We start from the raw sequence: 25,331 nt of genomic DNA, 5'->3' as shown, positions 1-25,331 counted from the left end.
GCGGTGGTGAGTTCACTGGCGCTCTGCTTCGACGCGCCCATGCAGTCCTGGGGCCTCGCCTCGCGGTTCACCATCCGCGACACGGCTACCGAACCCACGAAGTCCGGGGTGGTCGGGCTGCTGGCCTCGGCACTCGGTGTAGCCCGCGACGATGAGGAGAACATCGCCAAGCTGGCGGCGCTTCGCCTCGGGGTCCGGGTCGACCGGGAGGGGCTTCTCGAACGGGACTACCACACGACACAGAACGTCCCGAACACCGAGGGGAGCAATCACCGCACGGTGGTCAGCCAGCGGTACTACCTCTCCGACGCGCTGTTTCTCGTTGTGCTGGAAGGAGAAGACCGGGATCTGCTGGTGAGGTTGCAGACGGCGGTACTCCAGCCGAAGTGGCCGTTGTTCTTCGGCCGCAAGGCGTTCGTGCCCGCGCGGCCTCTCGTGCGAGCGGGGGACAACGCTGTGAGCGCGCTGGGAGTGGTCGACCAGGAGCTGGACGAGGTGTTGCGGACGCACCCCTGGCTGGAGACCCGGGCTGAGTGTTGGGCGAGGGAACGGGAGAAGGCCAGGAAGGACGAGGCGGTGGCACTGCGAACGCTCGTCGAGTGCGAGCCGCAGCATCCCGACGCTGAGGTGCGGCGGGATGTGCCCATTTCCTTCGCGCGGCAGCAGCGGAGGTACCGCTTCCGAGCGGTGCGTCGCGCCGAGGTGTCCCTGACCGAGGAGCTGATCCCCACGGGAGAGCCGGCATGTTCCTGACGAAACTCACGGTGAACGTCACCTCGCGCGAGTTCCGCCGGGACTTCGCCGACGTGCACGACATGCACCGCACCGTGATGTCCGGTTTTCCCGAGGTGACAAGCGAAAATCCCGCGCGGTTGAGCCATGGTGTCCTGTGGCGCCTGGACGGAACGCAGTCCGGGTTCCTCCTGTACGTGCAGAGCCACACTCAACCCGACTGGGGACGACTCCCCGCCGGGTATCTGGCTCAACCAGCCGAGATCCGGAGTATCCAGCCGGTGCTCGACGCTGTCACCGCCGGGCGAAGGTTCGCGTTCCGGTTGGTGGCCAACGCGACCCGCGCCATCAAGAGTGACCCCTTGCCTGACGGTGAGGTGCGTGCGATGCGCGTTCCGCACCGCAAGCCGGAGAAGCAGATCGAGTGGTTGGCCAGGCAGGGCGAGCGGCACGGTTTCGTCATCCCGCTCGCCACCAACGGGCAACCGGACCTCGCGCCCTCGCCATGCCGTCCTCTGCGCGGGCGTATCCGGCAGACGAGCGGAAATCAGATCACGATCGAGCCCGTGCGCTTCGACGGTCGTCTGATCGTCACCGATCCGGACGCCTTCTCCGCCGCCCTTCGCGACGGAGTCGGTCGGGCGAAGGCTTATGGCTGTGGGCTTCTCAGCCTCGCAAGGACGCAGTAAGCGTTCATCTTCTGTTCGTGCCCGCTGACGACAGCACGTCAGCGGGCGCGAACGGGGGAGTCGTGGAGGACGCAGTCCGTGCAGTAGCCGCCGTCGCGTCGCCACCACTGGCAGCAGGTGCGGCGACGGGACCAGGAGCCGTCGGGGTGGTTCCGGAGGACGAGCAGGTGCTCGCGTCCGGATGCGGCGCGGAGGCGGTGGGCGCTCGCTCGCACATCGCCGGGGGCGCCCAGGGTGGCGACGCGGCGGAGCACCTCGCCTACCAGACCGACGGGGTTGCCCCAGTACTGGTCGCTGTCGGCTGGCGGGCCGCCGACGGCGGCGAGTCCCTCGGCCAGGGGAGCGAAGAACTGGTGCAGTTCGGACCACCAGGCGTCGGCGGAGGCGTCAGCGTCGGAGAGAACCTGGTCGCTGCCGGAGAGTGACAGGTGCATCAGGCGCCCCTCGGAGTCGAGGACGGCGCGTGCGCCGGCGAGGGAGGGGAGAGGCGCGCCGAGGTGGTACTCGGGCACGGTCGCCGAGGTCGCCAGCCAGCCCGCGCGGAACGCCACGAGCACAGTGCCGGCCCGGTGGTGACGGAACTGCCCGCGCTCCTGCCACTCCTCGACGCAGGCTCGCAGCCACCGCACGGCCGGGTCGCAGTACTCGCGCCAGTCGACCAGGATGTGGTCGGGGCCGGGGGCCGCCACGGGGCGGGGTAGGACCTCCGAACACCGGCTCAACCACGTCCCGCTGTCGCGCATGGGGACATTCCACAGCTTCCGTGCGGAGCTCACAGCGGTTGGCAGTCAAGGTCACGCCGTTCACGCTCGGTGAGAGAAGAGGCGCGAGCGGTGCGCGGACCGGCTGGGGCGTATTTCCAGGTCGGCGCGGGGGCTCCTGTATGCCGAGCCAGATGGTCGCAGGCCCTGTTGCCGGGGTCCAACACCGAGGTTGGGGGCCATCCGGCGCGGGGAGTGATCGTGATGTCCGTGGACTCGACGCCGCAGCCGTGTCCGCACTGCCTCCGCCCGACGGTCCTGGTCAGCCACGGGTGGGGTCGGGAGTGGGTGCACCTCGGGACGTGGCGACGGCAGTGCGGGGCGCCGGTGTGGATGCGTGCCGCCGAGGCGTCGGCTGGTGCGCGCGGGGAGCGCGTCGCCCAGCCGGTCTGAACCTTGTCGCAAACGGGGGTCGGCTCCTGCCCCCGCACGGTCCCCAGCCGTGCCTCCCCCTGGGCAGGAGCCGACCTTCCCCGGTTCCCCCTGGTCAGTGGCCCTTCGCCGCGACCCTGGCCTGGACGCGCCGGATGTACCAGACGTTCCACACGAACAGCAGGGCCATCACCGCGATGAACAGCACGTGGGACAGTCCGGCCATGACGTCGGTGGACAGGGTGTAGACGAGCGGGATGCGGACGAGGGCCTCGACCAGCAGCCCGAGCCCCCAGCCGGCGGACAGGACGAGGAAGGTGCGGCGGAAGGCCGGCTCGTTGGCCCACCGGCCGTCCCACTCCGCCGCCTGCTCCGGGGTCTGCGCCCGCAGCCGCTTCGCCGCGTGGAAGATCAGCGGTCGGCCGACGAAGCAGCTGCCCAGGAACAGCAGCCCGGCCACGATGGTGCCGAAGGAGTCCTTGACCAGGAGGAACTTGTCGTCGCCGGTCACGAACGACAACACCAGTCCGACGCCGAAGACGGTGAGCAGGAAGCCGGCGAACACGTCGAGGCTCCGACGCCGCAGCGCCACGTAGAGCACGCGCAGGCCGGCGGCCACGGTTCCGGCGAGCAACGACATGTGCTCGTCGAACCCGAGCATGCGGAAGCCGTAGTAGGCGACGACGGCCAGGCCGACGTCGTAGAGCATGGTCCGGAACATCCCCAGAGCGCCGGTGGTCGGGGCGGCGTGCGCGCCTTCCGCCGTGGCGGATCCCTGTCGCCGCGTGCGGTCGAGGTGGTCGATCACGAGCGTTGTCTCCCTGGTTTCGGGTGGGGTCAGTGGGCGTCGGGGATCCACGAGCCGTGGAAACCGGAGGGCACGCGGCGGGGCAGGTGCACGCTCGCGACGGGTGGCGCCGACAGATCAGTCGCGTCGAGCACCAGCAGGTCGGAGCCGGTGCCGGCGCGGTCGGAGACGATGGAGAGGAGCCAACCCTCGTCCTCCGCCCGCCCGTCGGCGGCGGGGACGAACACCGCTTCGCCGGAGACCCGGTCACCACCGAGCTCGTGCGTCTGCGTGGCTCCGCCCCGCAAGTCGTACTTGACGACCGCGCCGGTCCGACCCGCCGCGGAGTCGTCCACGACCGCGTAGAGGTACCGGTTGCCCCGGCCGACGAGGTCGTCGTTGAGGGTCGGGAACTCGACCCAGCGGTCGTCGAGCTGCTCCTCGCGCGCCCGGCCGGTCGCCGGGTCCAGCACCCAGCGGTACAGGCAGGTCCCGCCCTGGGCCGCGGCCGCCGCGACGGGGGCGCCGGCGCCGGACGTCACCCCACCGATGGCCGACCAGATCCGGTCCCACGCGGCGGGCGAGTAGCGCACGCCGTCGACCACGATCCGGCCGGCCTCGTCCTCCCACGCGTTGCCGACGTGGAACACGTAGCACGGCTCGATCTCGAACCACCGCACGGCGCCGCCGTTGCGGGGCATCACGCCGAGCCGCGCGCCGTAGCCGTCGTCCCACCGGAACGGCATGCCGCGCCCGAGGAGCTCGCCGTCGAAGACGACCGGCAGGTCCAGCCACACCAGGTGGTTCCGGGTGATCGCGAAGTCGTGGACCATCGTCGGCCCCGGCACGTCCACCTCGGCGCTGTGGACCAGCTCGCCGTCGGCGGAGAGGCGGTGGTAGGTCAGGTACGGCGGGCGGATGCCGTAGCCGAAGAAGAACAGCTCCCCGGTGTCCGGGTCCTCCTTCGGGTGTGCGGTCATCGCGGTGGTCAGCCGGCCGCCGAAGTCGCACGGCCCCAGCGTGTCGAGGTCGGGGGTCAGCGCGTGGGGGAAGCCGCTCTCCACGAGCGCGAGCAGGCGGCCGGAGTGCTCGATCACGTGGGTGTTGGCCGCCACGGCGGCGAGGTCCCGGGTGCCGTCCGGGCGGACGAACGGGTCGCCGGCGAGGCGGCCGGTCCGGACCCAGCGGTTCCGGTACCACTCCGCGCGGCCGTCCCGGAGCCGGACGCCGTGGATCATCCCGTGCCCCAGGAACCCGTGCGACGAGGTCTCGCCGGGCAGCGGGTTGGGTCCGTTGCGCAGGTACCTGCCGGTCAGCTCGGGTGGCAGCACGCCCGTCACCGGCAGGTTGACGGCGTCGATCTCGTCCGGAACGGGCTCCAGGTGACCGTCCAGGCGGACGGCTCCGTTGGCGCTCTCGGTCATGTGGTCCCCAGGAAGGTGATCGGCCGGTTGGCAGTGCGAGAGTGACATGTTGAAACTGACGTGTCAACACTGGACGTGTCAGTTCGTACGTGTCGCTCCTGAGGGGTAAGGTGCGGAACGGGAGGTTTGTCGCATGTCACTGCGCCACGCTTTGCTCGGGTTGCTCGCCGACCAACCGGCCAGCGGGTACGACCTGACCCGCAAGTTCGAGGTCTCGTTGCAGAAGTACGCCTGGCACGCCCGGCACAGCCAGATCTACCCCGAGCTGAACCGGCTCGCCGGGGAAGGTCTGATCTCGGTGGTCGAGGAGGGCGCGCGGGGGCGGCGCACCTACGCGATCACCGACGCGGGCCGGACTGAGCTGCGGGACTGGCTGTTGGCCCCGGCCAAGGAAGCCGTGGTGCGCAACGAAACCGTGCTGCGGATGTTCTTTCTGTCCACACTGGACAACGACGAGATCCGCGGCCTGCTCCGGGAGTGGATCGAGGAGGCGGACCGGGAGCTGGCCAGGATCGGCGAGTCGCTCGACCGCATCGAGGCCCTGCGCCGGGAGAGGAAGGGGCGCTGGTTCGGCCTGTTCGCCGCCGAGTACGGCAAGCGCAGTTTCCAGACCCAGCGGGAGTGGGCCGAGTGGGCGTTGGCCCAGGTCGACGAGGCCGAGGCCGCAGCTGAGGCCGCGAAGCGGGAGACGGGCTGACGGCGGGGGTGCTCGCGCGCACGGCCGTTCTCCGCGCGTCTGGTGTGGTGGTGAGCCAAGTGCGCGCCCCCGGTCGGGGTGTGGTTCACGGCGAACGTGAACCACGCCAGTACGGCCTTTGTTGAGTGGAGGAGTCGGGGTGGTCTGACCCTCCTGTCGGGCACACCCCAGAAGTTCTGTGACCCCTGTGTTCTTGGGGGAACCCCCATTTTTACCGTCTCATGGGGGTCTGACAGTTTCGGGCCGGGAGGGTCGCCCTTCGGGGTGGCAGGGGCGGAAGATCCGCCGAACGGGTTATGGGTTGGGCGGGTCGGCGCCCCGTCGCTGGCTGCCGCCTCTCGTTGACCTGCGCGTTCGCGCGGGCCTCGGTGTGCCCGCGCTCATCTGTCCTCAGTGGACGGATACGCTCTGGTCTGATCAGTCGCGCCTTCGCCTGGTGTTCGGCGGGACGCGACCCGCCGTTCGGCGGGTTCGCGGCTCGTCCGGCGGGCTGGCCGGCGATCGGGGGTTGAACACATTGCGATACGTGCATATAAGCTGCGGGGGTGCGCGGGGCGGCTGAGGGCCCGTCGCGGTGTCGATCGTCGAGTCAGGTGGAGGACGACGTGGGCGGACGGCGGGAGCGATCCCACGGTCACGGCCAGAACCACGGACACGGGCACAGTCAGACCCACAAGCACAACCACGGGCATGGACACAGTCACAGCCACGGGCACGGGCACGGCGTGTCCGCCGACGCGGACCGCAGGTGGCTGCGCGGCGCGCTCCTGCTGATCGTCGCGTTCATGGCCGGCGAGGTCGTGGTTGGCGTCATGGCCCAGTCCCTGGCGTTGATCTCCGACGCCGCGCACATGTTCACCGACGCCGCGTCGATCGCGCTCGCGCTGTGGGCCATCCGGCTGGCCGCCAGGCCGGCGTCCGGTCGGATGACCTTCGGGTGGAAACGCGCCGAGATCCTGTCCGCCCAGGTCAACGGCGCGACCCTGCTGCTGCTCGGCGGATGGCTGGGATACGAGGCCATCGAGCGGCTGGTCGATCCCCCCGAGGTGGCCGGCGGCCTGGTGTTCGTCACGGCGCTCGTCGGCATCGTGGTCAACGTCGCCGCGGCGTGGATGATCAGCAAGGCCAACCGTTCCTCCCTCAACGTCGAGGGCGCGTTCCAGCACATCCTCAACGACCTGTTCGCCTTCATCGCGACCGCCGTGTCCGGCCTCGTGATGGTGCTGACCGGGTTCACCAGAGCCGACGGCATCGCCTCGTTGATCGTGGTGGTGCTGATGGTCAAGGCGGGGATCGGCCTGCTCCGCGACTCCGGCCGCATCCTGCTGGAGGCCGCGCCCGCCGAGCTCGACCCGTCCGCCGTCGGCCAGGCGATGACCGCGCGGCCGCACGTGGCGGAGGTGCACGACCTGCACATCTGGCAGATCACCTCGGGCCAGCCGGCGTTGTCCGCGCACGTCCTCGTCGCCGCCGGACAGGACTGCCACGCGGTGCGCAGCGACCTGAAACGGTTGCTGGCGAACGACTTCCACCTGGAGCACGTCACGTTGCAGGTCGACCACGACGCTCCCGACGCCGGGCAGCCGGCGGTCGAACCGACGCGGACGCACTGCGCGCAGGCGCACGGCCCGGTGTTCCGCTGCGATCCGGAAAGTCTCGCGAAAGCCGACGGAGACGACGCGGTCTGCGCGCCGCACTCCACCGGTTACTGATCTCCCAGAAGGGGCCGGTGCGTGTCACCGGCCCCTTCTCGCTTTCGCCTTGAACGTGCCTGTGGCGTCGAACGCCCGGGGGCGGGAGGGGGTGCGTGGGCTGATACTCGGGGCATGGAGACGACGTGTCCGTACGGGACGTCCGAGACCAGGGGAGAGACGCATCTCCTGCGGTACGAGCTCAGGTTTCCGCACCCCGTCGGGAAGGTGTGGGCCGCCGTGGCCACTCCGCACGGGCTGCCGGGGTGGTTGGCCGAGGCCGACCCGTTCGAGCAGCGGGTGGGCGGGGCGATCACCCTGCGGTGGTTGAACACCGATGAGCAGGGGAACGCCACCGTCGCGAGCGGTGAGGTCACGGCCTGGGAGCCCGAGCGGCTGGCGGAGTACACGGTCGAGATCCACGGGCGGATCCGCTTCGAGTTGTCCCCCGCGGACGGGGGGACGCTCCTGCGCTTCGTCAACGAGATGACCGGCCCGGAGGGCGAGCGCCTGAGCTGTCTCGCCGGCTGGCACAACCACTTCGAGTACCTGCGGGACGCGCTGGACGGCCGCCCCAAGGACTGGTCGACGTGGACCCTGGACCACTGGCGCGAGTTGTACTCGGAGTACGAGCGGCGGGGCCGCTAGCCGGCCCGAGAGCGGCCGGTGTCAGCACGGCGGACGGGCCGACCGGGGCGACGGGCCGGCCCGTCCACTGTGGACAAAGGGCTGGCGGTCAGCCGAACGCCTCGCGGAGGGCGGGGAGCAGCTCGCGTTCGGCGAAGTCGAAGAAGGGCGGCTGGTGTTCGGGGCCGCCGACCTGGACGAGGGCCACGTCGGTGAAGCCGGCCTCGACGTAGGGGCGGACGCCCTCGATCACCGCTTGCGGGTCGGCTCCGCACGGGATGCCCTGGGCGACGTCGTCCTTGCGCGAGGTCTGCGTCGCGGCGGCGAACCCGGCCGTGCCCGGGAGCTCGGCCATGACCTTCCAGCCGAGGCTGAACCAGCGAAACATCGCGTGCGCGCGGTCGATCGCCGCGTCGCGGTCCCGGTCGAAGCTGATCGGCAGCTGGCCGATGCGCCGGCTCTTCTCCTCGCCCTCGCGGGCGGCGTCCCACCACTGCCCGAGCTCGGGCTTGGGCAGTGTGGAGATCATGTGGTCGCCCAGGGTGGCGAACACCTCGCAGGACTGGCGGCCGGAGACCGCGACCCCGATCGGGACCCGCTGCTCGGGCAGGTCCCAGAGCTTGGCCGAGTCCACCCGGTAGTGGTCGCCGTGGAAGTTCGTGTACCCGCCGTCGAAGAGGTCGTTGATGATCTGGAGCGCCTCGACGAACATCTCGTGCCGGATGTTCACCGGCGGCCAGCCCCGGCCGACGACGTGCTCGTTGAGGTTCTCGCCCGAACCGAGACCGAGCAGGAAGCGGTTGTCGGACAGGATCTGGATCGTGGCGGCCTTCTGCGCCACGACCGCGGGGTGGTACCGCAGGAGCGGGCAGGTCACGTAGGTCATCAACTCCACCCGCTCGGTGGCGTGCGCGACCGCGCCGAGGACGCTCCAGGCGTAGGGCGCGTGCCCCATCTCGTCGATCCAGGGGAAGTAGTGGTCGCTGATCACCTGGAACTCGAAGTCGCACGCCTCGGCCCGCACGGCGTGGCTCACGAGGTCCTTCGGCCCGGCCTGCTCGGTCATCAGCGTGTATCCGAAGGCAACCATGCCTCCGACCATCGCAGGGCCGGCCGGAACCCGCAGCGCGAGCGCGGCAGCACCACGACCGCCGTCAACACCACGACCGCCGTCAACACCAGTGTTGCTGTCAGTGCCGGTACTGCCGTCAGCGCCGCTGCCGCACCAGCTCGGCGAACGCGTCCAGCCCGCGCAGCGCCGGCTCCCTCAGCTCGTCGCAGTGCTCGGTGGTCTGCTCGACGAGGGTCCGCCGCCAGTCCGGCCCGAGCGCCGCTGCGGCCTCCGCGCCCATGACGGGCTCGGCGAGCCACTCGTCCACCAGGGAGCGGGTCGCCTCCAGGTGGAACTGGAGCGCCCACGCGGAGCCGAGCCGGAACGCCTGGCAGGGCGTGGTCGCGGTGGCCGCGAGCGGGGTGGCACCGGCCGGTGCCTCGAAGACGTCGCTGTGCCAGTGCAGGACGGGGCGCGCGGGGGCGAGCGCGCCGAGCAGCGGGTCGTCGGCGTCCGCGACCGTCACCGGGGCCCAGCCCAGCTCGACCCCGGCGCCCGCGTGCACGGGGGCGTCGAGCGCGCGGGCGAGCAGCTGGCCCCCGAGGCACACGCCGAGAGTGGGCACGTCGGCGGCGACCGCGTCGGCGAGGAGACGGCGTTCCGCGGCCAGGCCCGGGTGCCGGGCGGTGTCGTCGGCGTTCATCGGTCCGCCCATGACCACCAGGCCGCAGAGCTCGTCCACGGCGGGCAGCCGGGGGTCGGCGTCGTCGACGACCGTGGCGACGCGGACGGGCAGGCCGTCGAGCGCGGTGGCGATCAGCCCGGGGCCCTCCCACGGGACGTGCCGCAGGATCAGGACGTGGCGGGACGCGGGCATGGGTTCTGAGTTTCCTCTCGTGGTTCGTGCAGGGGTCCGTGCAGGCGGGTGGTCTCGTCGTCCGGGATGCCGGCGAGTCGGGCGCGGAGCGCGGCGCGCCAGCGCTCGGGCAGCCGCGGGCTAGCGAGGACCTGGTGGAGGTGGGTGGTGTCGCCGTGCATCACGCGGCTGACGTCGTGGACGCTGACGGGATCCGGGTCCCGCTCCCGCAGCACGACGGGGCTGCCCGCGGTCACCAGTCCGGGCCGCAGGACCCGGAAGTAGAACCCGGTGCGCCCACTGTTCTGCGTCAGGACGGCGATCTCCCGGTGGCCGAGGCGCGAGCCGGGTTTGAAACAGGGGCGGCGGGGCTGGCTCACCTGGAGCACAACCTCGCCCACCTCGTAGACGTCGCCGAGGAACACGGTGTCCTCCACCAGGCCCACCGTGCCGAAGTTCTGCCCGAACGCGGCGACGGGCAGGGGCGCGCCGAGCTGGTCGGCCCACCAGTCGTCGTGCTCGGTCGGGTAGGCGAAGACCGCCTTCTCCGGGCCGCCGTGGACGCGGCGGTCGCCCTGCTCGTCGCCCCGCAGCCCCAGAACGCCCACCGCGGCCGACTCCACGGGCCGCTTCACGATTGCGCTGGGCACGTCGACCCGGCCGTGCCGCAGGGGCGCGACGGGGCCGAGGGCCAGGTGGACCACCGCCGCGGTCAGTCCACGCACGAGGTCCTCCGCGGGTGCGGGTGGGACACCGCGAGGAGGATGTGCGCGCTGTCGCTGCGGGCGGCGACGAGCCGGTGCGGCTGACGCGCGTCGAACTCCGCGGCCTCCCCGCTGGCCAGCTCGGTCTGCTCCGCGCCCACGGTCAACAGCAGCCAGCCGTCCAGGACGTAGATCCACTCGACGCCCTCGTGCGCCCGGGGCCGCGACGGGCTTCGCCGGGACGGCACCTCGACCCGCCACACCTGCCAGTCCGGGTTCAGCCCGTGGGTGAGGCTCGCGGTGCGCAGCCCGTCGACCACCCTCGTCTGTCCTTTGTGGACGCGGATGGCGTCGCCGGGCGGCGCGGGGCTGTCCAGCAGGGTGGAGACGGGCACGCCGACCGTCGTGGCGAGCGTGACCAGGGCGGCCAGCGACGGCTGGCGCCGCCCGGACTCCAGCCGGGACAGGTAGGGGACCGACAGCCCGGTCCGGTCGGCGAACTCCTCCAGGGTCCAGCCGCGGCCGAGCCGGGCCTCGCGCAGCCGCAGGCCCAACGCGACGGCGAGGTCGTCGACTGGCTGTTCCGGTGTGTCCCCCACGACCGGGGAGCTTGCCCTACAGGCAACAAGCTTGCCAAGTTGATGACGCAAGCGTCGTCGGTCGCGCCGCCGCCGGGCGAATCGGCTGGCCCCGACCGGTCCGACCGGTCGGACCGGGCCGGCCGGGCTGGCCGTCCGGCTCGGTCACCGGGGCCCCTCCGCCGGCCCAGGCGTGGGCGCGGCGCCGGTCGGCGGGGTCTGGTCCGTGCCCGGCACGTCCAGCCGGTCCGGGCGGTCGCGGTGGGCGATCTCGACCTTGCGCGGCCGCCGGTCCCGGTTGACCGGGATGCGCAGCGACAGCACCCCGTCCCGGTACTCGGCCTCGATCGCGTCGGTGTCCAGGGTCTCGGCGAGCACGATCTGGCGAGTGAACGTCCCCTGGGGGCGTTGCGCCGAGAGCACGCTGTCCTCCGTGCCATACCGCGGTTGGCGGCTCGCGCGCACGGTCAGCGATCCCCGGTCGATCTCGACGTCGACCTCCGAGGGGTCGATCCCCGGCAGGTCGAGGTCGACGCAGAAGGCGTCCTCCGTGCGGTAGACGTCCATCGGGACGACGTTCGGCTGTCCCCCGAAGAAGCGGCTGAGCATCTCGTCGAAGTTGTGGAGCGGGTCCCAACCCAAGGCGGGCATGGCGGCCTCCAGGTCGTCGCTCGACGCCGCCCGGCGTTGGGCGGGCCGGGCGGCCCACGGTGCCGGTGGTCGGGTACCCGCTCCCGACCGGGTGAACGCCGGCCACCGCGCCTGGTGCGGCCGGGGTGGGCAGGCGTAGCCGGGGGCGTCCCGGGATACCTCAGGGGGATGGGACTGAGGGAACGAATCCGGGACGCGTTGAACGAGGTGGACTACCCCATCTCGAAGGAGGACCTGGTCGCCCACGTCGAGCGCCGCCGCGCGGACGACGACGTCGTCGCGGCGATCCGGGCCTGCCCCCTGGGCGACTACGCCAACTTCACCGAGGTGATCGGCGCGGTCCCGCTCGACCCCGCGCCGGAGCGCACCGCCAGCGAGCGGGCCGAGCAGGCCAGGCACGGTCCGAAGCGGGTGGCCCAGCACGAGCGGGACATCCCGCCCGACCCCCGCCAGTTCTGACCAGCCGCGCGGTTGGGCCGTCCGGGCGACTCGCTCGCCGAACACGAACAGTAGGGGTTTGATTGCTCTCAGTTGCGGGCAGTCCGCCGACGTCGGCGTTCGGCGGCGTGGAAGCGATGGGGGACGTGGTGAACACGGTGCGGGTCATGGAGCACATCTCGGCCGACGTCGTGGCGCGGATGGTCGCCTCGTGGCGCACGGGCGACGCGGACGGGGTGGCCGACGGGTTGATCGCCCTGCGGGCGGCGCACGGGGGCGACGAGGTGGTGGCGGTCCGCGCCGCCTCCCGGACGGTGTTACGGGGCTGCGCGGTCATGATGTTGACGTTGGCCTCGGTCCGCGGCACCCGGAGCCTGGTGCGGGTGCGGCTGTGCGACCCCGCGGGGCGCGAGGTCGACCCCCAGCACGGGTCAGCGTCGCTGCGGAGCCTGTTCGCCGCGCTGGTGGCCACGGTCGACGGCGACCAGGCGGCCGCTGAGGCGACGCTGGAGCGGGTGTTCGACAGCGTCTCCGCCGCGGAGCGCAACGTGCTCCTGCTGACCCTGCTCGCGTGGACCGCCGCGCTGGTGGACGCGTGCGAGCGGCACCGCCTCCCCAGGCCGCGCTGGCTCGCCGGCGCCGCCGCCGGGCGCGACCCGGTGCTCCGTCGGCCCCGGCTGCGGTCCGTCCCGGCCGGCGTGCGTTGACCCCGGTTTCGGCGTCGCCCAGCCGGGTAGTCCGGCCGAGAGCCCTGTCGGCAGGCCGTGACGGCGGAGAGGGCGAGCGAGACCCGGGCACACCGGCGCCGGTGGCAGGACCACCCACCGCCCGTGCCCCCGGCGGCTCGGCCGAGCGCGCGCGGACGGCGTCGGCCTGGTCCGGTCGCCGGGACCGGCCCGGCCTCGCCGTGGACCCGCCCGGCCGCCCTGTCGGCGGGGAAGGGCGACGGGCTGGCGAGGTCGAGATGCTGAGCCGTGAGGAGCGACGCCAGTTGGCGGCGATCGAGCGGTGGCTGGAGCAGGACGATCCCGTGCTGGCGCGGGGTCTGCGGGACGGGCTGCCCCCCGAGGGCGGGCGCGGCGGCCTGTGGTTGATGCGCTGCCTGTTCGCCGTGGGACTGCTGTTGTTCGCGATGGGCGTGCTCGCCGCCAACGCGCTGTCGGTCCTCGGCGGCGCCTGCGCCGTCGGCGGCGCGCTCGCCCTGCTGGGCCTGGCGCGGGAGCGGCGCCGGGGAGGCGGACACGGCCTGGCGTGAGGTGGGCGATGGGTGCGATCGACCAGATCAGGGCCGCCGCGCTGCCGCTGCGCGGGGCCGGGGACCTCGACCCGGTGGTCGAGCGGATCGGCCGGGCGCGCTTCGTGCTCCTGGGCGAGGCCACCCACGGCACGTCGGAGTTCTACCGCTGGCGCGCGGAGCTGACCAGGAGGCTCGTCGCCGAGCGGGACTTCTCGTTCGTCGCGGTCGAGGGCGACTGGCCCGACTGCCACGCCGTGCACCGCAGCGTCGTCGGCGTTCCCGGCGCGCCTGACGACCCCCGCGAGCCGCTGCTCGCCTTCGCCCGGTGGCCCACCTGGATGTGGGCCAACGAGGAGGTCGTGGAGTTCGTGCGGTGGCTGCGCCAGCACAACGAGACGAGGCCGCCGGAGCACCGCGTCGGCTTCCACGGGCTCGACGTCTACAGCCTGTGGGACTCGCTGCACGCCGTTCTCGACTACCTGCGGGACAACGCTCCCGAGCACCTCGACGCGGCCATGGCCGCCTACCGGTGTTTCGAGCCGTACGGTGAGGACCCGCAGGCGTACGCGAGAGCGGCCGGCTTCACCCCGGCGCGGTGTGAGCGCCAGGTCGTCGAGCTGCTGCTGGATCTGCGCGCGCACCGCGCGGGGGACGACACCGGCGAGTGGGGCGCGCGGTTCGTGGCGGAGCAGAACGCGCGGATCGTCGCGGGCGCGGAGCGGTACTACCGGGCGATGATGCGCGGCGGGGCGGAGTCCTGGAACGTGCGTGACCACCACATGGTCGACACCCTCGACCACCTGGCCCAGTACTACGGCGACACCGCGAAGGGCGTCGTCTGGGAGCACAACACCCACGTCGGGGACGCGCGAGCCACGGACATGGCGCCGGCCGGGATGGTCAACGTGGGCCAACTCGTCCGGGAGAGCCACAGCACGGAAGACGTCGTGATCGTGGGCTTCGGCACCTACTCGGGCACGGTGATCGCCTCCGAGCGGTGGGGCGGGCCGGTGCGCCGGATGCGGGTGCCCGAGGCCCGGCGCGGGAGCCTGGAGGCCCACCTGCACCAGGCGAACCCCGACAGCGACGCCCTCTTCGTCTTCCCGGACAACCCCTGGGCCACCGACTGGCTGTGCGACCTGTTCGACCACCGGGCGATCGGGGTGGTCTACGACCCCGAGCGGGAACTCGTGCGCAACTACGTTCCCACTGTGCTGGGGAAGCGCTACGACGCGTTCGTCCACTGTGATCGGTCGAACGCGTTGCACCCGCTGCACGGGATGGAGCCCGCCGAGGGGGAGAAGGAGACGTACCCGACGGGCGTGTAGCCACCCCGCATTTGTCCACAGTGGACACACTTGTTGGCTGTTCCCCTCACCCGGGGCGGGGAAGGTGGCGCAGGGCGGCCACGACGGCGGAGAACGGCGGCAGCCACGGGGTGCTGGGCGCCGGCGCCACCCGCCAGAAGACCCTGCCCGTCGCCAGGCGGCTCGGCGGCATGGGGAACACCGCGCCCGCCCGGTGGACCACCGCTCCGCCGCGGTCGAGCAGGTCGAGCGTGGCCGGCGCGGCGTCCTCCGCGGACCCGGCCAGCAGGGCGGACCTGGGGCGCGGCCCGGGGAGCCCGACCACCGGCCCGGCCAGCAGCCGCAGCGTCAGGAACCGGTGCACCCACCGGGTGACCAGGTCCGGCAGCTCGACCGCGCACATCGCCGGCCCGGTCGTCAGGAGCAGGTGGGCGCCGTCGACGGCCACCGGCCACCCCCAGCGGCGGTAGAGCACGGCGGCCAACGTCGGCGACGGCGAGACGTGGAGGTCGTGCGACGGCTCCTCGTTCTGGGGTGAGGGGATGGCGGGCATGTCTGACATGGCTTCGACCTCCTCGGCGGCACCGGAGTCCGCGGACGACTCGTCCGCGCCGCGATGGTCACCTCCGGTGCGTCACCCCAGCGCCACGCCCCCGACACGATTTCCCCGCGGTGTCACCGGATCTGACGCCACATCGTGATCGGGCGAACCGTCTGCGTCGTCGCCCGTGGACGGTTGGACCCCATCCCGGCTCCCCCGGTCGTTTGTGGCCCTGTGACGGTCGTGCGGAAGATGTGCGTGCGTCCGTATCGGCGACGCCCGACTTGTCCGTGATGTCCGGCCCGCGCGGGAAGCGCCGCCGCCACGCCTGGAGGAACACCCCCGTTCGGTCGGCGGACCCCGACGCCGGTCTTCGGTGGCGGACGGCAACGCCTCCACCGCCACGGCGGCCCCGCCCGGTCGAGACGGGGCCGGTGGGGCATGACCTGGGGCACACGGCGGCTGGCGGTGGGGGCTTGCGGGCTCGTGACGGCGGGTCGGTCGGTGGGCTGAGCTGGGACTACGGCGGTGGGGGGTGGCCGTGGGGCAGGAGTAAGCCGACCGGGTGAACCAGCGGGGGTGTGGCGTGGGCGTCGCCGGGCGAACACCGGGGCCGTGCTCCCCATATCGTTGACCCATGAGCACACACTTTGACGTCGTGGTCCTGGGCGCCGGTCCGGGTGGTTACGTCGCCGCGATCCGGTCCGCGCAGCTCGGGCTCAAGACGGCGATCATCGAGGAGCGCTACTGGGGTGGCGTCTGCCTCAACGTGGGCTGCATTCCGTCCAAGGCCCTGCTGCGCAACGCCGAGCTCGCGCACCTGTTCACGCACGAGGCGAAGACCTACGGCATCCGGGTGGAGGGCCAGGTCAGCTTCGACTACGGCGAGGCGTTCCGGCGCAGCCGCAAGGTCGCCGAGGGGCGCGTCAAGGGCGTGCACTTCCTGATGAAGAAGAACGCGATCACCCAGTTCCAGGGTCGCGGCTCCTTCACCGACCCGAACACCCTCCGGGTCGAGCTCAACGACGGCGGCGCCGAGACGGTGACCTTCGACCACTGCATCATCGCGGCCGGTGCGACCACGCGGCTGCTGCCCGGCACCTCGCTGAGCGAGCGCGTGGTGACCTACGAGGAGCAGATCCTCAGCGACACGCTCCCGGAGAGCATCATCATCGCCGGCGCGGGCGCGATCGGCGTCGAGTTCGCCTACGTCCTGCGCAACTACGGCGTCAAGGTGACCATCGTCGAGTTCATGGACCGGATGGTCCCGCTGGAGGACGAGGAGGTCTCGGCCGAGCTGGCCAAGCGGTACAAGCGCCTGGGCATCGAGGTCCTCACCTCGACCAGGGTGGAGAGCATCGACGACTCCGGCGAGAAGGTCCGGGTCACGGTCACCAGGAACGGCGAGCAGCAGGTGCTGGAGGCCGACAAGGTGCTCCAGGCCATCGGCTTCCAGCCGAGGGTCACCGGCTACGGGCTGGAGAACACCGGCGTCCGGCTGACCGAGCGCGGGGCGATCGACGTGGACGGGCGCTGCCGGACCAGCGTGCCGCACATCTTCGCCATCGGCGACGTCACCGCCAAGCTGATGCTCGCCCACGCGGCCGAGTCGATGGGCATCGTGGCGGCGGAGACCATCGCCGACGCGGAGACCATGGAGCTGGACTACGTCATGATCCCGAGGGCGACCTACTGCCAGCCGCAGATCGCCAGCTTCGGCTACACCGAGGCGCAGGCCCGCGCCGAGGGCTTTGACGTGCGGGTGGCGAAGTTCCCCTTCACGGCCAACGGCAAGGCGCACGGCCTCGGTGACACCGTCGGCTTCGTCAAGCTGATCAGCGACGCGAAGTACGGCGAGCTGCTCGGCGGCCACCTCATCGGCCCGGACGTCACCGAGCTGCTGCCGGAGCTGACCCTGGCCCAGCAGTGGGACCTCACCGTGCACGAGGTCGCCCGCAACGTCCACGCGCACCCCACGCTGGGCGAGGCGGTCAAGGAGGCCGTGCACGGCCTGGCCGGGCACATGATCAACTTCTGAGTCGGTCGTCGGCGACGGCCCGTCGTTCCCGGTTCGGCCGGGGCGGCGGGCCGTTCTCGTTACCCGGGGGCTTCCAGAGAAAGTCCATAGTGGACGTCCACAAAGGACTTCTCTCGGTGTGGGTGCTCAGGCGCCGTGCAGGGACTCGTGCGCGGCTGTGTAGGCGCGCAGGATCCGCTGCCCGGTCTCGTCGTCGGCGGGGTCGAGCCGCTCGCCCGCGCCGAGCGACCACGCGGGCGGCTCGTCGGAGCCGTCGAGTGCCCAGGCGGCTTGGCGTGCCGCGCCGAGGGCCACGTACTCCGCGGAGGGCGGGATGACGACGGGGACCCCGAAGACCGAGGGGGCGGCGGCGCGCACCGCCTGCGAACGGGCCGCCCCGCCGACGAGCAGCACACGCCGCACCTCGACGCCGTGCGCGCGAACCGCGTCGAGTCCGGCGGCGAGACCGCAGAGCATCCCCTCGACGGCGGCGCGGGCGAGGTTCTCCGGCGTCATGTTGGCCCGCCGCAGGCCGACCAGGGCTCCGCTGGCCTCGGGCAGGTTCGGGGTTCGCTCGCCGTCCAGGTAGGGCAGCAGGACCAGGCCGTCGGCGCCGGGCCGCGCAGCGAGGGCGAGGCGGTCGAACGCGTCGAGGTCGACGTCGAGCATGCGGGCCGCCGCGCCGAGCACGCGGGCGGCGTTGAGCGTGCAGACCAGCGGGAGGAAGCGGCCCGTGGCGTCGGCGAAGCCGGCCACCGCGCCACTCGCGTCGGCCGTCGGCGTCGGGGAGACGGCGAAGACGGTGCCGCTGGTGCCGAGGGACACCACCACGTCGCCGGGGCCCGCGTCGAGCGCGAGCGCCGCGGCCATATTGTCGCCGGTGCCCGCCGACACCACGGCCCCGCTCGGGGTCTCGCCCGCGATGGCGGCCGGCCCCAGGACCCGCGGCAACGCCGGGGCGCGGCCACCGAACGCGTGGCGGAGCAGGTCGTGCCGGTACGCCCCGCCCGCCGGCGACCAGTAGCCGGTCCCCGAGGCGTCGCCCCGGTCCGTCACCGCCAGTGCGGGCCGCCCGGTGAGCCGCCACGTCACCCAGTCGTGCGGCAGCAGAACGCTGGCCACCCGGTCCGCCAGGTCCGGCTCGTGCTCGGCCACCCAGCGCAGCTTGGCGACGGTGAGGCTGGCCACCGGAACCGAGCCGACCGCCTCCGCCCAGGCGCGCGGGCCCAGCTCGGCGACGAGGTCGGCGGCGGCCCGCGCCGACCGCGTGTCGTTCCACAGCAGCGCGGGTCGGACGACCGAGCCGGCGTCGTCCAGCGGCACGAGGCCGTGTTGTTGCGCCGCGACGCCGACCGCGGCGACGCCGTCGAGCAGCCCGCCGCCGGTGGCCGTCGTCAGCGCCTCCCACCACCGGTCGGGGTGGATCTCGGTGGCGTCCGGGTGGGGCGCGTGGCCCTGGCGGACGACGCGTCCCGTCGCCGCGTCGCACACCACGACCTTGGTCGACTGGGTCGACGAGTCGATCCCGGCGACCAGGGTTCTCCCGGTGTCCTCTCCCATCGAGCCTCCTCGCCCTGTGCCTGACTGCGCCTTTCGGCAGTCGTTGTTGGCGTTCTGCCTCCGTCGGCAGGGGCATCATGGACCGCTGTTCGGCGGATTCCCAATTCCACCATCGGTTTCCGGGCGTGGCCGGGCGGCGTCGGTCCGCGAAAACCTGTCGACAGCGACGTGCCCTCGTGCGTGATCATGAGGCGCTGAAAGGAACATCCCGGCCTGATCCGGGGCGGGCGACCGGTGGGCCAACGACCTCCTGGAGGGGAGGACGAGTGCACGACGACGAGGGGCGCGCGATCGTCTCGCGCGCGGTGCGGGAGTACCACGAAGTTGTTCCCGTGCAGTTGTGGGATCTCGACATGCTGTCCGACCGGGCGTGGCGGCGGTGGCGCAGCTTCTCCCGTCGGCACGGGCGGCGCGTGAGTCATGCCGCCAGGGTCGAGGACCTGGCGAAGGGGCTGCGGGACGCCTTCGAACCCGATCCCCGGCTGGTGGGACGCGAGATGGTCGAGTACCGGGCTCTCGCCGAGGCCGTCTGCGTCGCCCTGCGGGACGCGGTGGAGGCGTCCACAAAGGACAGTGGCGCCGTCGAGGGCCGTTCTGTCGAATGAGCGGCTGGCACGAGGGGAACGGCGGAGGAGCCGCCGGGACGGCGGGATCGCGGAGCCGGCGTCGGCGCTGCCGTTGACGTGCTTGCGCGGCCGCGCTTCCGGCTGGAGGTGATCAACGGGCCGTGCGAGCGGCCCCTCACCGCTCTGGGCGAGGGCAGGACCACCCGAACCAGCGTCTTGCCCTCGCCGCCCGTTCTCAGCGAACGTCGAAATCAGGGGTTCCCCCAGGTAACGGTGTTATGGACGAATCGGAGCCCTGGGGTAGCCGGATCTGCGGGCTGGTGGTGTGAATCCGCAGCCATGGTGCGTGACGACGGGCGCGGGATTGCCCCGGCGAAAAGCCATCGCGCGGGCGGCCGTGACCGCGTGCCCGGTCGGGTGTCGCTCAGTCGGTGAGGACGCGCAGCACGAAGACACGGTCCGCCACCGGCGCTCGGCGCAGGGAAACTGAGCGCGCTCACTCGGTTCGCGGGGGATCGGGTCGGAGTCGACGGCGCGGTGGGTCCTGGAACGTCGCCACGCCCGGCACGAGCAGGGCCGTCAGGCTGGACACCGCGACGACGAGGCCGGCGACGACCAGGGTGTCGCTCTCGCCGAAGGCCGCCACGGCCGGGCCCACCGCGAGGTACCCCAGCGGCAGCAGGGCGAACGAGCCGAGCTGGTCGAGCGCGAGCACCTTGCCGAGCACCTCGGACGGCACCGCGCGCTGCAACGCGGACAACCAGTACACGAAGTAGAACTCGACGACGAACCCGCCGAACGCGAACGCCGCGATGGTCAGCGGCAGGGGAAGCGGGCCGACCAGGCTCCACGGCAGCGCCGCGTAGCCCACGAGCGCGAGCATCGACATCGTCCCCCGCCGGGTCGGCTGCCAGCGCCCGGCCAGCGCGACGCCGGGCAGCGCGCCGAGCGCCATCGCGGCCAGCACGGTGCCGTAGGCGATCTCACCGCCCAGGCCGCGTTGCGCGACGATCGGGAGCAGGGTCAACGCGGTCGCCGTTCCCGCGAGGATCTGCAGGCCCACCGCGACCATCACCGCGAGCACCCACGGCCGGTCGCGCACCGCCCGCAGCCCGGCGACGGCGTCGCCCAGCACGCTCGTCGTCGTCTTCCTGGGCGTGGTGTCGTCGAGTCCGAGGACGGTCAGCGCGGCGGCCAGGAAGGTCGCGGCCGCGAGCAGCAGCGCGGCCCTGGCGCCGGTCAACGACACCACGGTCGCCCCGGCCAGGCTGCCCAGCACCGCCGAGCCCCGCAGGCCGGCCGACACCATCGCGTTGCCGCGTTCCAGCAGGGTGTTGGGCAGCAGGGACGGCACGAGCGACCGGTACGCCGGCCGCGCCATGGCTTCGCCGGCGCCCACCATCAGGGTCACCAGTGCCAGCGCGGTCAGCGGCAGCGCGTCCAGGACCAGGGCGGTCAGCACGAGGATCGTCGCCCGGTAGACGTCCACCCCCACCAGCAGCCGGGAGCGGCGCACCCGGTCGGCGAGGACCCCGCCGGCCAGCAGGCACAGCACGAGCGCGAGCACGCGCCCGCCCAGGAGGACGCCGACCGCGCCCGCGCCGCCGCCCTGTCGCGCCACGTGCAGGCTCAGCGCCACCGGGATCAACTGGTCGCCGACCGCGCCGGCCACCTGTCCGGCCCAGACGCGCACGAACCGCGGGTGGCTCCGCACCCGCGGGCGCGGCGGGCCCGCGACGTCGTCCGTCCGAAGTGGACTGTCGCGTTCGGGACCGGACGGCGCGCTCATCCCGGAACCCCCTCCGCCGTCGTGGGAACCGCTGTCGATCACCCTAGGTCCCGCGGCCCGGTCGGCTCGCCCGCTCCTCGGGTGACGTCCCCCCTGACGTCCCCCCTGACGTCCCCGGTGTCGTGCACCGGGACGACGAGGCCGAACTCGACCAGCGCCTGGCACAGCTCGCGCGCCTGGTCCTCGCCCAGCTCGGCGACGAGCCCGGCCACCCGCAGGACCTCGCCCTGCCGCAGGCTCTCGATCACCGGCGCGGCCGTCGCCGGCAGCCGCATCCGCCGCCGCTGGGCCGAGACCGAGACGTACTCGCCGTCCATCGTGAACCGGAACCGGACGCCGAACCGGGGCCGGTAGGCCACCGGCGGCGTCACGGGAGGCAGCACCGGGACCGGTTCCGGTGGCAGTTCCCGGAAAGCGTCCTCCCGCGCGGCCCACAGCAGGTCCTCCGGCTCGACCTGGTCGGCGACCCGCGCCAGCCGCGCCGCGATCTCCCGCAGCGCCCCCGCCGGGTCCTCGGCCGCGCTCTCCAGATCGGGAAGGGAGACGCTGGCGCGGAACCAGGGATCGGAGACGGCCGCGTCCACCAGCCGGCGGAGCAGGTCGTGGCGCGACACCTTGGGCACCGCCACGGTGAGGTGCACCGACAGGCTGTCGCCGGTCCTGGGCGCGTGCATCGTGCCGCGCGGGAAGTACAGGACGTCGCCGGGCCGCAGGGTCAGCTCGCCGAGCGGAGCCGCGAGCTCCCGGAGCTGCTCGCGGCTCCGCTCCGGCAGGTCGAACCACGCCTGGCTCGGCAGCGGGTCGGGCAGCGGCGGACTCCGGAGCTCCCACAGCTTCACGCCGGCGATCTGGAGGACGAACACGTCCTGGACGTCGTAGTGCGGGTTCACCCCCCGGGAGTTCGGCGGGGTGATGAACGCATTGACCCGCACCGGGTGGCCCAGCTCCGCCGAGAGCTGGTGGGCGAAGACCCGCACCGGCGGGTGGTAGCGGTGCAACGACCGCAGGATCAGCGTGTGCCCGCGGGAGATCGCCCGCCGCACCCAGTCGGTGTCGACGAACCGCGGGCTGTCCGGGTCGTCCCCGGAGTCGGCCACGCCCGAGCCGGACAGGCTCAGCTCCTCGCCCGACCGCACCAGCCGGACCGACGTCGCGCGCAGGCCCGTCTCGCCCAGCAGCCGCTCCAGGACGTCGGGCGAGAACAGGTCGGCGAAGTCGGCGCCCAGCTCGTCGGCGCGGTGGTGCGCGTGCCGGACGCCGAAGACCTCCCGCCGGAACGCCTCGACGGACGGGACGAGGCGGTCGAGTGCCATCGCGACAGCTCCTCGCTCGGGGTCGGGGACGCCGGGCTCACCGCACGTGCGCGGGCGGCGGGTGGTCGAGGTCGGCCGGAACCGGGGCGGGACCGTGCGCCGGCACCCCCGCGGCCAGCAGGTACACCGCGAACTCCTCGTCGGGGTCGACCCCGAGCAGCCGCTCCACGGCGCTGTCCCGGAACGCGACCGTCTGGAACGGCCCGAGGCCGAGCGCGGTGCAGGTCAGGGCGTAGGTCTGCCCGTAGTGCCCCGCGTCGTACATCCACAGCCGGTAGGCGCGGGGATGCCGGTACTTCCAGGACAGCCGGCGCGCCACCGCGGTCGTGAAGATCGTGAACGCGCCCTGGTACGAGGGACCCTGGTGGTAGCTGAGGTCGGCGACGTGCGCCCGGTCCACGTCCTCGCGCAGCAGCTCCAGGGCGTGCTGTCGGGGCGCGTAGTGGTAGAGCCCAGGCGGGACGCCCTCCACCTGGTGGGCCACGAGGTAGCACTCGACCTCGTGCCGTCCGCCGGCCGACGCGCTCACCCTGCCCTGCTGCACGCCGAAGAGGCGGCCGTCGAGGAACCGTTGGGGCGCGAAGGTGTGGAACAGCACCGTGGCGAGCTGGTCCAGGGTGACCGGGGTGTCGGCGAAGACCCGGTGCGTGCGCCGCGCCGCGAACACGTCCTCGACGGGAGCGCGCAGCGGCAGCGGTCGGCGCGGCAACATCACCACCGGGTGGTCCGGGTACTCCTTGAAGATCGGCGGCGCACCGCCCTCGGCGACGATCGCCTCCGCCACCCGGGCTCGCTCCGGGGTGTCCACCAGGTAGTTGGCGTCGCGCGTGGACAGGTGGAACCGCTGAGTGACGCTGCCCCAGTGTTGCCACAGCGGGGGAATCCGGTCCTGGGCGTCGGCGGTGGCGGGAGCGCCGTCCGTGCCGTCCGTGCTGTCCGCGCCGGTCTCGTCCGTCACCAGCACCCCGACCTCGGCCAGGCCGCGCACCGCGCGGCCGATCTCCTCAGGCCGTTCCGGGTCGACGGCCGCGACCAGGTCGGTGAGGTCGATCCAGTCCCGCGCCCGGTCCAGCAGGCCGACCACGGCGTGCGGAATCCTGACCCAGCGGTTGTGCCCCGGCACGCCCACGAGGAACCCGTCGGTCGTCCAGTGGCAGACCAGGTGCTGCCGGCGGCGCAGTCTCATCGCGTCCTCTCGTGCCGGGGCGATCGCGCGGGACGACTCGTGCGGGACGACTCGTGCGGGATGACCCGTGCTCAATGACGCCGGGGGTCCAGCCGCGGCGCCGGGCCGCGGCTGGACCCGTCACCCGATCAGAGCGTCGGGTGGTTCAGCAACGTCACGTCGTCCTCGACGATCTCGATCTCGAACATCGGACTCACCTCGTTTCCGCTGGTGGTGGTCGCTCGTCCTGCCAACTAATCAAGGAAACCCATTCGGGGCAAGCGTACGTCCGGACGAATGAGGGTTGCCGCCATTGGTGGGCCCGGCGGTCCTTTCTCGTCACGGCCTGCTGGCCGTCCTTCCCGGCGGATGGACTATTTGTTGGCCCGAAGGGGAGGGCCTGGCCGTTCCCGCTGGTCCCGTCGGGTGACACCGCCTCCGGCGCCGTCCGGTTCCCGGAAGGCGGGGAGCGCTGATTTGATAACCTCTGCGCCCGCGGATTTCCCGGGATGCGCCGAACGGTGTAATAACGTGGTCACGCGCCACCAATGTGGATGACGACCTTTTCGTCGGGAGCGGTCCCGGGGAGAACCCCGCGAGTTCGGTAGTCGGACGGCGTCGGGGTCGAAGTGCCCGGGGTGACGGCCCACCCGGCGTTCCGGTGGGGAGGGCGACATGGCATCTCTGACCCTGTTGGCGATCGGCACCCGCAAGGGGCTGTGGGTGGCGACCAGTGCGGACGGCCGGGCGAGCTGGCGGCTCTCCGGGCCGCACCAGCCCGTCGACAGCGTGTACGCGGTCGCGATCGACACCCGGCGCAGCCCACCCCGGCTGCTGGCCGGGTTCACCAGCGAGCACTTCGGCCCGGTGGTGGCCGTCAGCGACGACCTCGGCACGACCTGGGACGAGCCGGACCACCGGGTGATCGCATTCCCCGACGGGGCGGACGCCGTGGTGTCGCGGGTGTGGCAGATCGCGCCCGCGTCACCCGACGAACCCGACGTCGTCTACGCGGGCACCGAGCCCACCGCGTTGTTCCGCTCGGCCGACGGTGGGCGGAACTACGAGCTGGTGCGCGGCCTGTGGGACCACCCGCACCGGGCCGAGTGGACTCCCGGCGGCGGTGGGATGGCTCTGCACACCGTGCTTCCCCACCCCACCGACGCACGGCAGATCACCGTCGCGATGTCCACCGGCGGCGTCTACCGCACCGAGGACGGTGGCGGCACGTGGCGGGCCAGCAACACCGGAATCCGCGCGCCGTTCCTGCCGAATGAGTACCCGGAGTACGGCCAGTGCGTGCACAAGGTCGCGCGGCACCCGGCCCGGCCCGACCGGTTGTTCCTCCAGAACCACCCCGGCGTCTACCGCAGCGACGACGGCGGCGCCCGGTGGCGGTCAATCGCCGGGGGCCTGCCGAGCGACTTCGGGTTTCCCATGGTGGTGCACCCCCATCGGCAGGACGTCGTCTACGCGTTCCCGCTCGCCGCCGACCTGGAGCGTTTCCCGCCCGACGGGTCCTGTCGGGTGTACCGGAGCGAGGACGCCGGCGAGTCCTGGACGCCGCTGTCGCGTGGCCTGCCGCAGAACGGGTTCTGGTCGGCCGTGCTGCGCGACGCGATGTGCGTCGACGACGCCGAGCCCGCCGGGGTCTACTTCGGCTCGCGCAGCGGCGAGGTCTACGCGAGTCCAGACGAGGGCGAGAGCTGGTGCCGGATCGTGGAACACCTGCCCGACGTGTTGTGCGTGCGCGCGGCGACCGTTCCGGGGTGAGGGCG

General features: G+C 72.5%; 26 protein-coding genes. 13 read left to right on the top strand and 13 right to left on the bottom strand.

Annotated elements, in window-relative coordinates; all coding sequences use genetic code 11:
- Nucleotides 1-3: 3 nt before the first annotated feature.
- Together cas5e and cas6e are read left to right on the top strand one after the other, a co-directional pair.
- A complete protein-coding gene (cas5e, locus tag BUE43_RS27015) occupies nt 4-753 on the top strand; it encodes a type I-E CRISPR-associated protein Cas5/CasD (protein ID WP_143174412.1) in 750 nt (249 codons plus the stop codon).
- Nucleotides 744-1,421, top strand: a complete 678-nt coding sequence (cas6e, locus tag BUE43_RS27010) for a type I-E CRISPR-associated protein Cas6/Cse3/CasE (protein ID WP_073488655.1) — start codon at nt 744-746, stop codon at nt 1,419-1,421. The genes cas5e and cas6e overlap by 10 nt, the downstream gene beginning before the upstream one ends.
- Before the next feature lie 38 nt (nt 1,422-1,459).
- Here cas6e and BUE43_RS27005 read toward each other — a convergent pair whose 3' ends face one another.
- Complete coding sequence (locus BUE43_RS27005; protein ID WP_073488653.1) at nt 1,460-2,164, bottom strand: (2Fe-2S)-binding protein; 705 nt, start codon at nt 2,162-2,164, stop codon at nt 1,460-1,462.
- Between the two features lie 222 nt (nt 2,165-2,386).
- Between BUE43_RS27005 and BUE43_RS27000 the strand changes: the two genes are divergently transcribed.
- On the top strand, nt 2,387-2,575 hold the full coding sequence (locus BUE43_RS27000; protein ID WP_143174411.1) for a hypothetical protein: 189 nt from the start codon (nt 2,387-2,389) through the stop codon (nt 2,573-2,575).
- A 94-nt stretch (nt 2,576-2,669) separates the two neighbouring features.
- Here BUE43_RS27000 and BUE43_RS26995 read toward each other — a convergent pair whose 3' ends face one another.
- A complete protein-coding gene (locus tag BUE43_RS26995) occupies nt 2,670-3,362 on the bottom strand; it encodes a VC0807 family protein (protein ID WP_234995948.1) in 693 nt (230 codons plus the stop codon).
- Nucleotides 3,363-3,391: 29 nt separating this feature from the next.
- Nucleotides 3,392-4,765: a carotenoid oxygenase family protein gene (locus BUE43_RS26990; protein WP_073488648.1), complete on the bottom strand. Its 1,374-nt coding sequence runs from the start codon at nt 4,763-4,765 to the stop codon at nt 3,392-3,394.
- Nucleotides 4,766-4,898: 133 nt separating this feature from the next.
- Between BUE43_RS26990 and BUE43_RS26985 the strand changes: the two genes are divergently transcribed.
- From BUE43_RS26985 to BUE43_RS26975, 3 genes are all read left to right on the top strand, one after another.
- Entirely contained in the window at nt 4,899-5,462 is a 564-nt protein-coding gene (locus tag BUE43_RS26985; RefSeq protein WP_073488646.1) for a PadR family transcriptional regulator, read from the top strand.
- A 725-nt stretch (nt 5,463-6,187) separates the two neighbouring features.
- Nucleotides 6,188-7,174, top strand: a complete 987-nt coding sequence (locus tag BUE43_RS26980; protein WP_234995947.1) for a cation diffusion facilitator family transporter — start codon at nt 6,188-6,190, stop codon at nt 7,172-7,174.
- 114 nt (nt 7,175-7,288) lie between these two features.
- Nucleotides 7,289-7,801, top strand: a complete 513-nt coding sequence (locus BUE43_RS26975; protein ID WP_073488642.1) for an SRPBCC domain-containing protein — start codon at nt 7,289-7,291, stop codon at nt 7,799-7,801.
- Nucleotides 7,802-7,889: 88 nt separating this feature from the next.
- Here BUE43_RS26975 and BUE43_RS26970 read toward each other — a convergent pair whose 3' ends face one another.
- The 5 genes from BUE43_RS26970 to BUE43_RS26950 form a co-directional block, all read right to left on the bottom strand.
- Nucleotides 7,890-8,870, bottom strand: coding sequence for a TIGR03557 family F420-dependent LLM class oxidoreductase (locus BUE43_RS26970; RefSeq protein ID WP_073488640.1), 981 nt, complete (start codon nt 8,868-8,870; stop codon nt 7,890-7,892).
- A gap of 118 nt (nt 8,871-8,988) precedes the next feature.
- Complete coding sequence (locus BUE43_RS26965) at nt 8,989-9,708, bottom strand: type 1 glutamine amidotransferase (RefSeq protein ID WP_073488638.1); 720 nt, start codon at nt 9,706-9,708, stop codon at nt 8,989-8,991.
- Nucleotides 9,684-10,412 carry an MOSC domain-containing protein gene (locus BUE43_RS26960; protein WP_159447792.1) on the bottom strand — a complete coding sequence of 243 codons (729 nt, stop codon included), beginning with the start codon at nt 10,410-10,412 and terminating at the stop codon, nt 9,684-9,686. Before BUE43_RS26960 ends, BUE43_RS26965 begins: the two co-directional genes overlap by 25 nt.
- Nucleotides 10,400-10,990, bottom strand: a complete 591-nt coding sequence (locus BUE43_RS26955; protein ID WP_073488636.1) for a helix-turn-helix domain-containing protein — start codon at nt 10,988-10,990, stop codon at nt 10,400-10,402. Before BUE43_RS26955 ends, BUE43_RS26960 begins: the two co-directional genes overlap by 13 nt.
- Before the next feature lie 144 nt (nt 10,991-11,134).
- Nucleotides 11,135-11,620 carry an Hsp20/alpha crystallin family protein gene (locus BUE43_RS26950; RefSeq protein ID WP_073488634.1) on the bottom strand — a complete coding sequence of 162 codons (486 nt, stop codon included), beginning with the start codon at nt 11,618-11,620 and terminating at the stop codon, nt 11,135-11,137.
- A gap of 168 nt (nt 11,621-11,788) precedes the next feature.
- Between BUE43_RS26950 and BUE43_RS26945 the strand changes: the two genes are divergently transcribed.
- The 4 genes from BUE43_RS26945 to BUE43_RS26930 all read left to right on the top strand — a co-directional run bounded on the left by BUE43_RS26945 (nt 11,789) and on the right by BUE43_RS26930 (nt 14,623).
- Nucleotides 11,789-12,079: a DUF2795 domain-containing protein gene (locus tag BUE43_RS26945; RefSeq protein WP_073488632.1), complete on the top strand. Its 291-nt coding sequence runs from the start codon at nt 11,789-11,791 to the stop codon at nt 12,077-12,079.
- 116 nt (nt 12,080-12,195) lie between these two features.
- Nucleotides 12,196-12,765: a hypothetical protein gene (locus BUE43_RS26940; RefSeq protein WP_073488630.1), complete on the top strand. Its 570-nt coding sequence runs from the start codon at nt 12,196-12,198 to the stop codon at nt 12,763-12,765.
- 101 nt (nt 12,766-12,866) lie between these two features.
- Nucleotides 12,867-13,313, top strand: coding sequence for a DUF3040 domain-containing protein (locus BUE43_RS26935; RefSeq protein ID WP_143174409.1), 447 nt, complete (start codon nt 12,867-12,869; stop codon nt 13,311-13,313).
- Nucleotides 13,314-13,321: 8 nt separating this feature from the next.
- A complete protein-coding gene (locus tag BUE43_RS26930; protein WP_073488615.1) occupies nt 13,322-14,623 on the top strand; it encodes an erythromycin esterase family protein in 1,302 nt (433 codons plus the stop codon).
- Between the two features lie 46 nt (nt 14,624-14,669).
- Here BUE43_RS26930 and BUE43_RS26925 read toward each other — a convergent pair whose 3' ends face one another.
- The gene (locus BUE43_RS26925; protein WP_143174408.1) at nt 14,670-15,164 is read right to left on the bottom strand and encodes a hypothetical protein; all 495 of its coding nucleotides are present in this window, start codon (nt 15,162-15,164) and stop codon (nt 14,670-14,672) included.
- A gap of 616 nt (nt 15,165-15,780) precedes the next feature.
- Here BUE43_RS26925 and lpdA point away from each other — a divergent pair.
- The gene (lpdA, locus tag BUE43_RS26920; protein WP_073488612.1) at nt 15,781-17,181 is read left to right on the top strand and encodes a dihydrolipoyl dehydrogenase; all 1,401 of its coding nucleotides are present in this window, start codon (nt 15,781-15,783) and stop codon (nt 17,179-17,181) included.
- A 126-nt stretch (nt 17,182-17,307) separates the two neighbouring features.
- Here lpdA and xylB read toward each other — a convergent pair whose 3' ends face one another.
- Nucleotides 17,308-18,720 carry a xylulokinase gene (gene xylB / locus BUE43_RS26915; protein ID WP_073488610.1) on the bottom strand — a complete coding sequence of 471 codons (1,413 nt, stop codon included), beginning with the start codon at nt 18,718-18,720 and terminating at the stop codon, nt 17,308-17,310.
- 266 nt (nt 18,721-18,986) lie between these two features.
- Here xylB and BUE43_RS26910 point away from each other — a divergent pair, with 266 nt between their 5' ends.
- Nucleotides 18,987-19,325, top strand: coding sequence for a hypothetical protein (locus BUE43_RS26910; protein WP_083960202.1), 339 nt, complete (start codon nt 18,987-18,989; stop codon nt 19,323-19,325).
- 457 nt (nt 19,326-19,782) lie between these two features.
- Here the strand turns inward: BUE43_RS26910 and BUE43_RS26905 are convergent, their stop codons facing one another.
- The 3 genes from BUE43_RS26905 to BUE43_RS26895 are packed head-to-tail and all read right to left on the bottom strand — an operon-like array spanning nt 19,783 to nt 23,574.
- The gene (locus BUE43_RS26905) at nt 19,783-21,075 is read right to left on the bottom strand and encodes an MFS transporter (protein WP_143174407.1); all 1,293 of its coding nucleotides are present in this window, start codon (nt 21,073-21,075) and stop codon (nt 19,783-19,785) included.
- 38 nt (nt 21,076-21,113) lie between these two features.
- Nucleotides 21,114-22,388: a JmjC domain-containing protein gene (locus tag BUE43_RS26900; RefSeq protein WP_073488606.1), complete on the bottom strand. Its 1,275-nt coding sequence runs from the start codon at nt 22,386-22,388 to the stop codon at nt 21,114-21,116.
- Nucleotides 22,389-22,425: 37 nt separating this feature from the next.
- Complete coding sequence (locus tag BUE43_RS26895; RefSeq protein ID WP_073488604.1) at nt 22,426-23,574, bottom strand: SagB/ThcOx family dehydrogenase; 1,149 nt, start codon at nt 23,572-23,574, stop codon at nt 22,426-22,428.
- A gap of 654 nt (nt 23,575-24,228) precedes the next feature.
- Here BUE43_RS26895 and BUE43_RS26890 point away from each other — a divergent pair.
- The gene (locus BUE43_RS26890; RefSeq protein ID WP_073488602.1) at nt 24,229-25,326 is read left to right on the top strand and encodes a WD40/YVTN/BNR-like repeat-containing protein; all 1,098 of its coding nucleotides are present in this window, start codon (nt 24,229-24,231) and stop codon (nt 25,324-25,326) included.
- The last annotated feature ends 5 nt before the right edge of the window (nt 25,327-25,331 follow it).

Source organism: Streptoalloteichus hindustanus (genome assembly GCF_900129375.1).
Taxonomy (GTDB): domain Bacteria; phylum Actinomycetota; class Actinomycetes; order Mycobacteriales; family Pseudonocardiaceae; genus Streptoalloteichus; species Streptoalloteichus hindustanus.
This window is presented reverse-complemented; position numbering and strand designations above follow the sequence as displayed.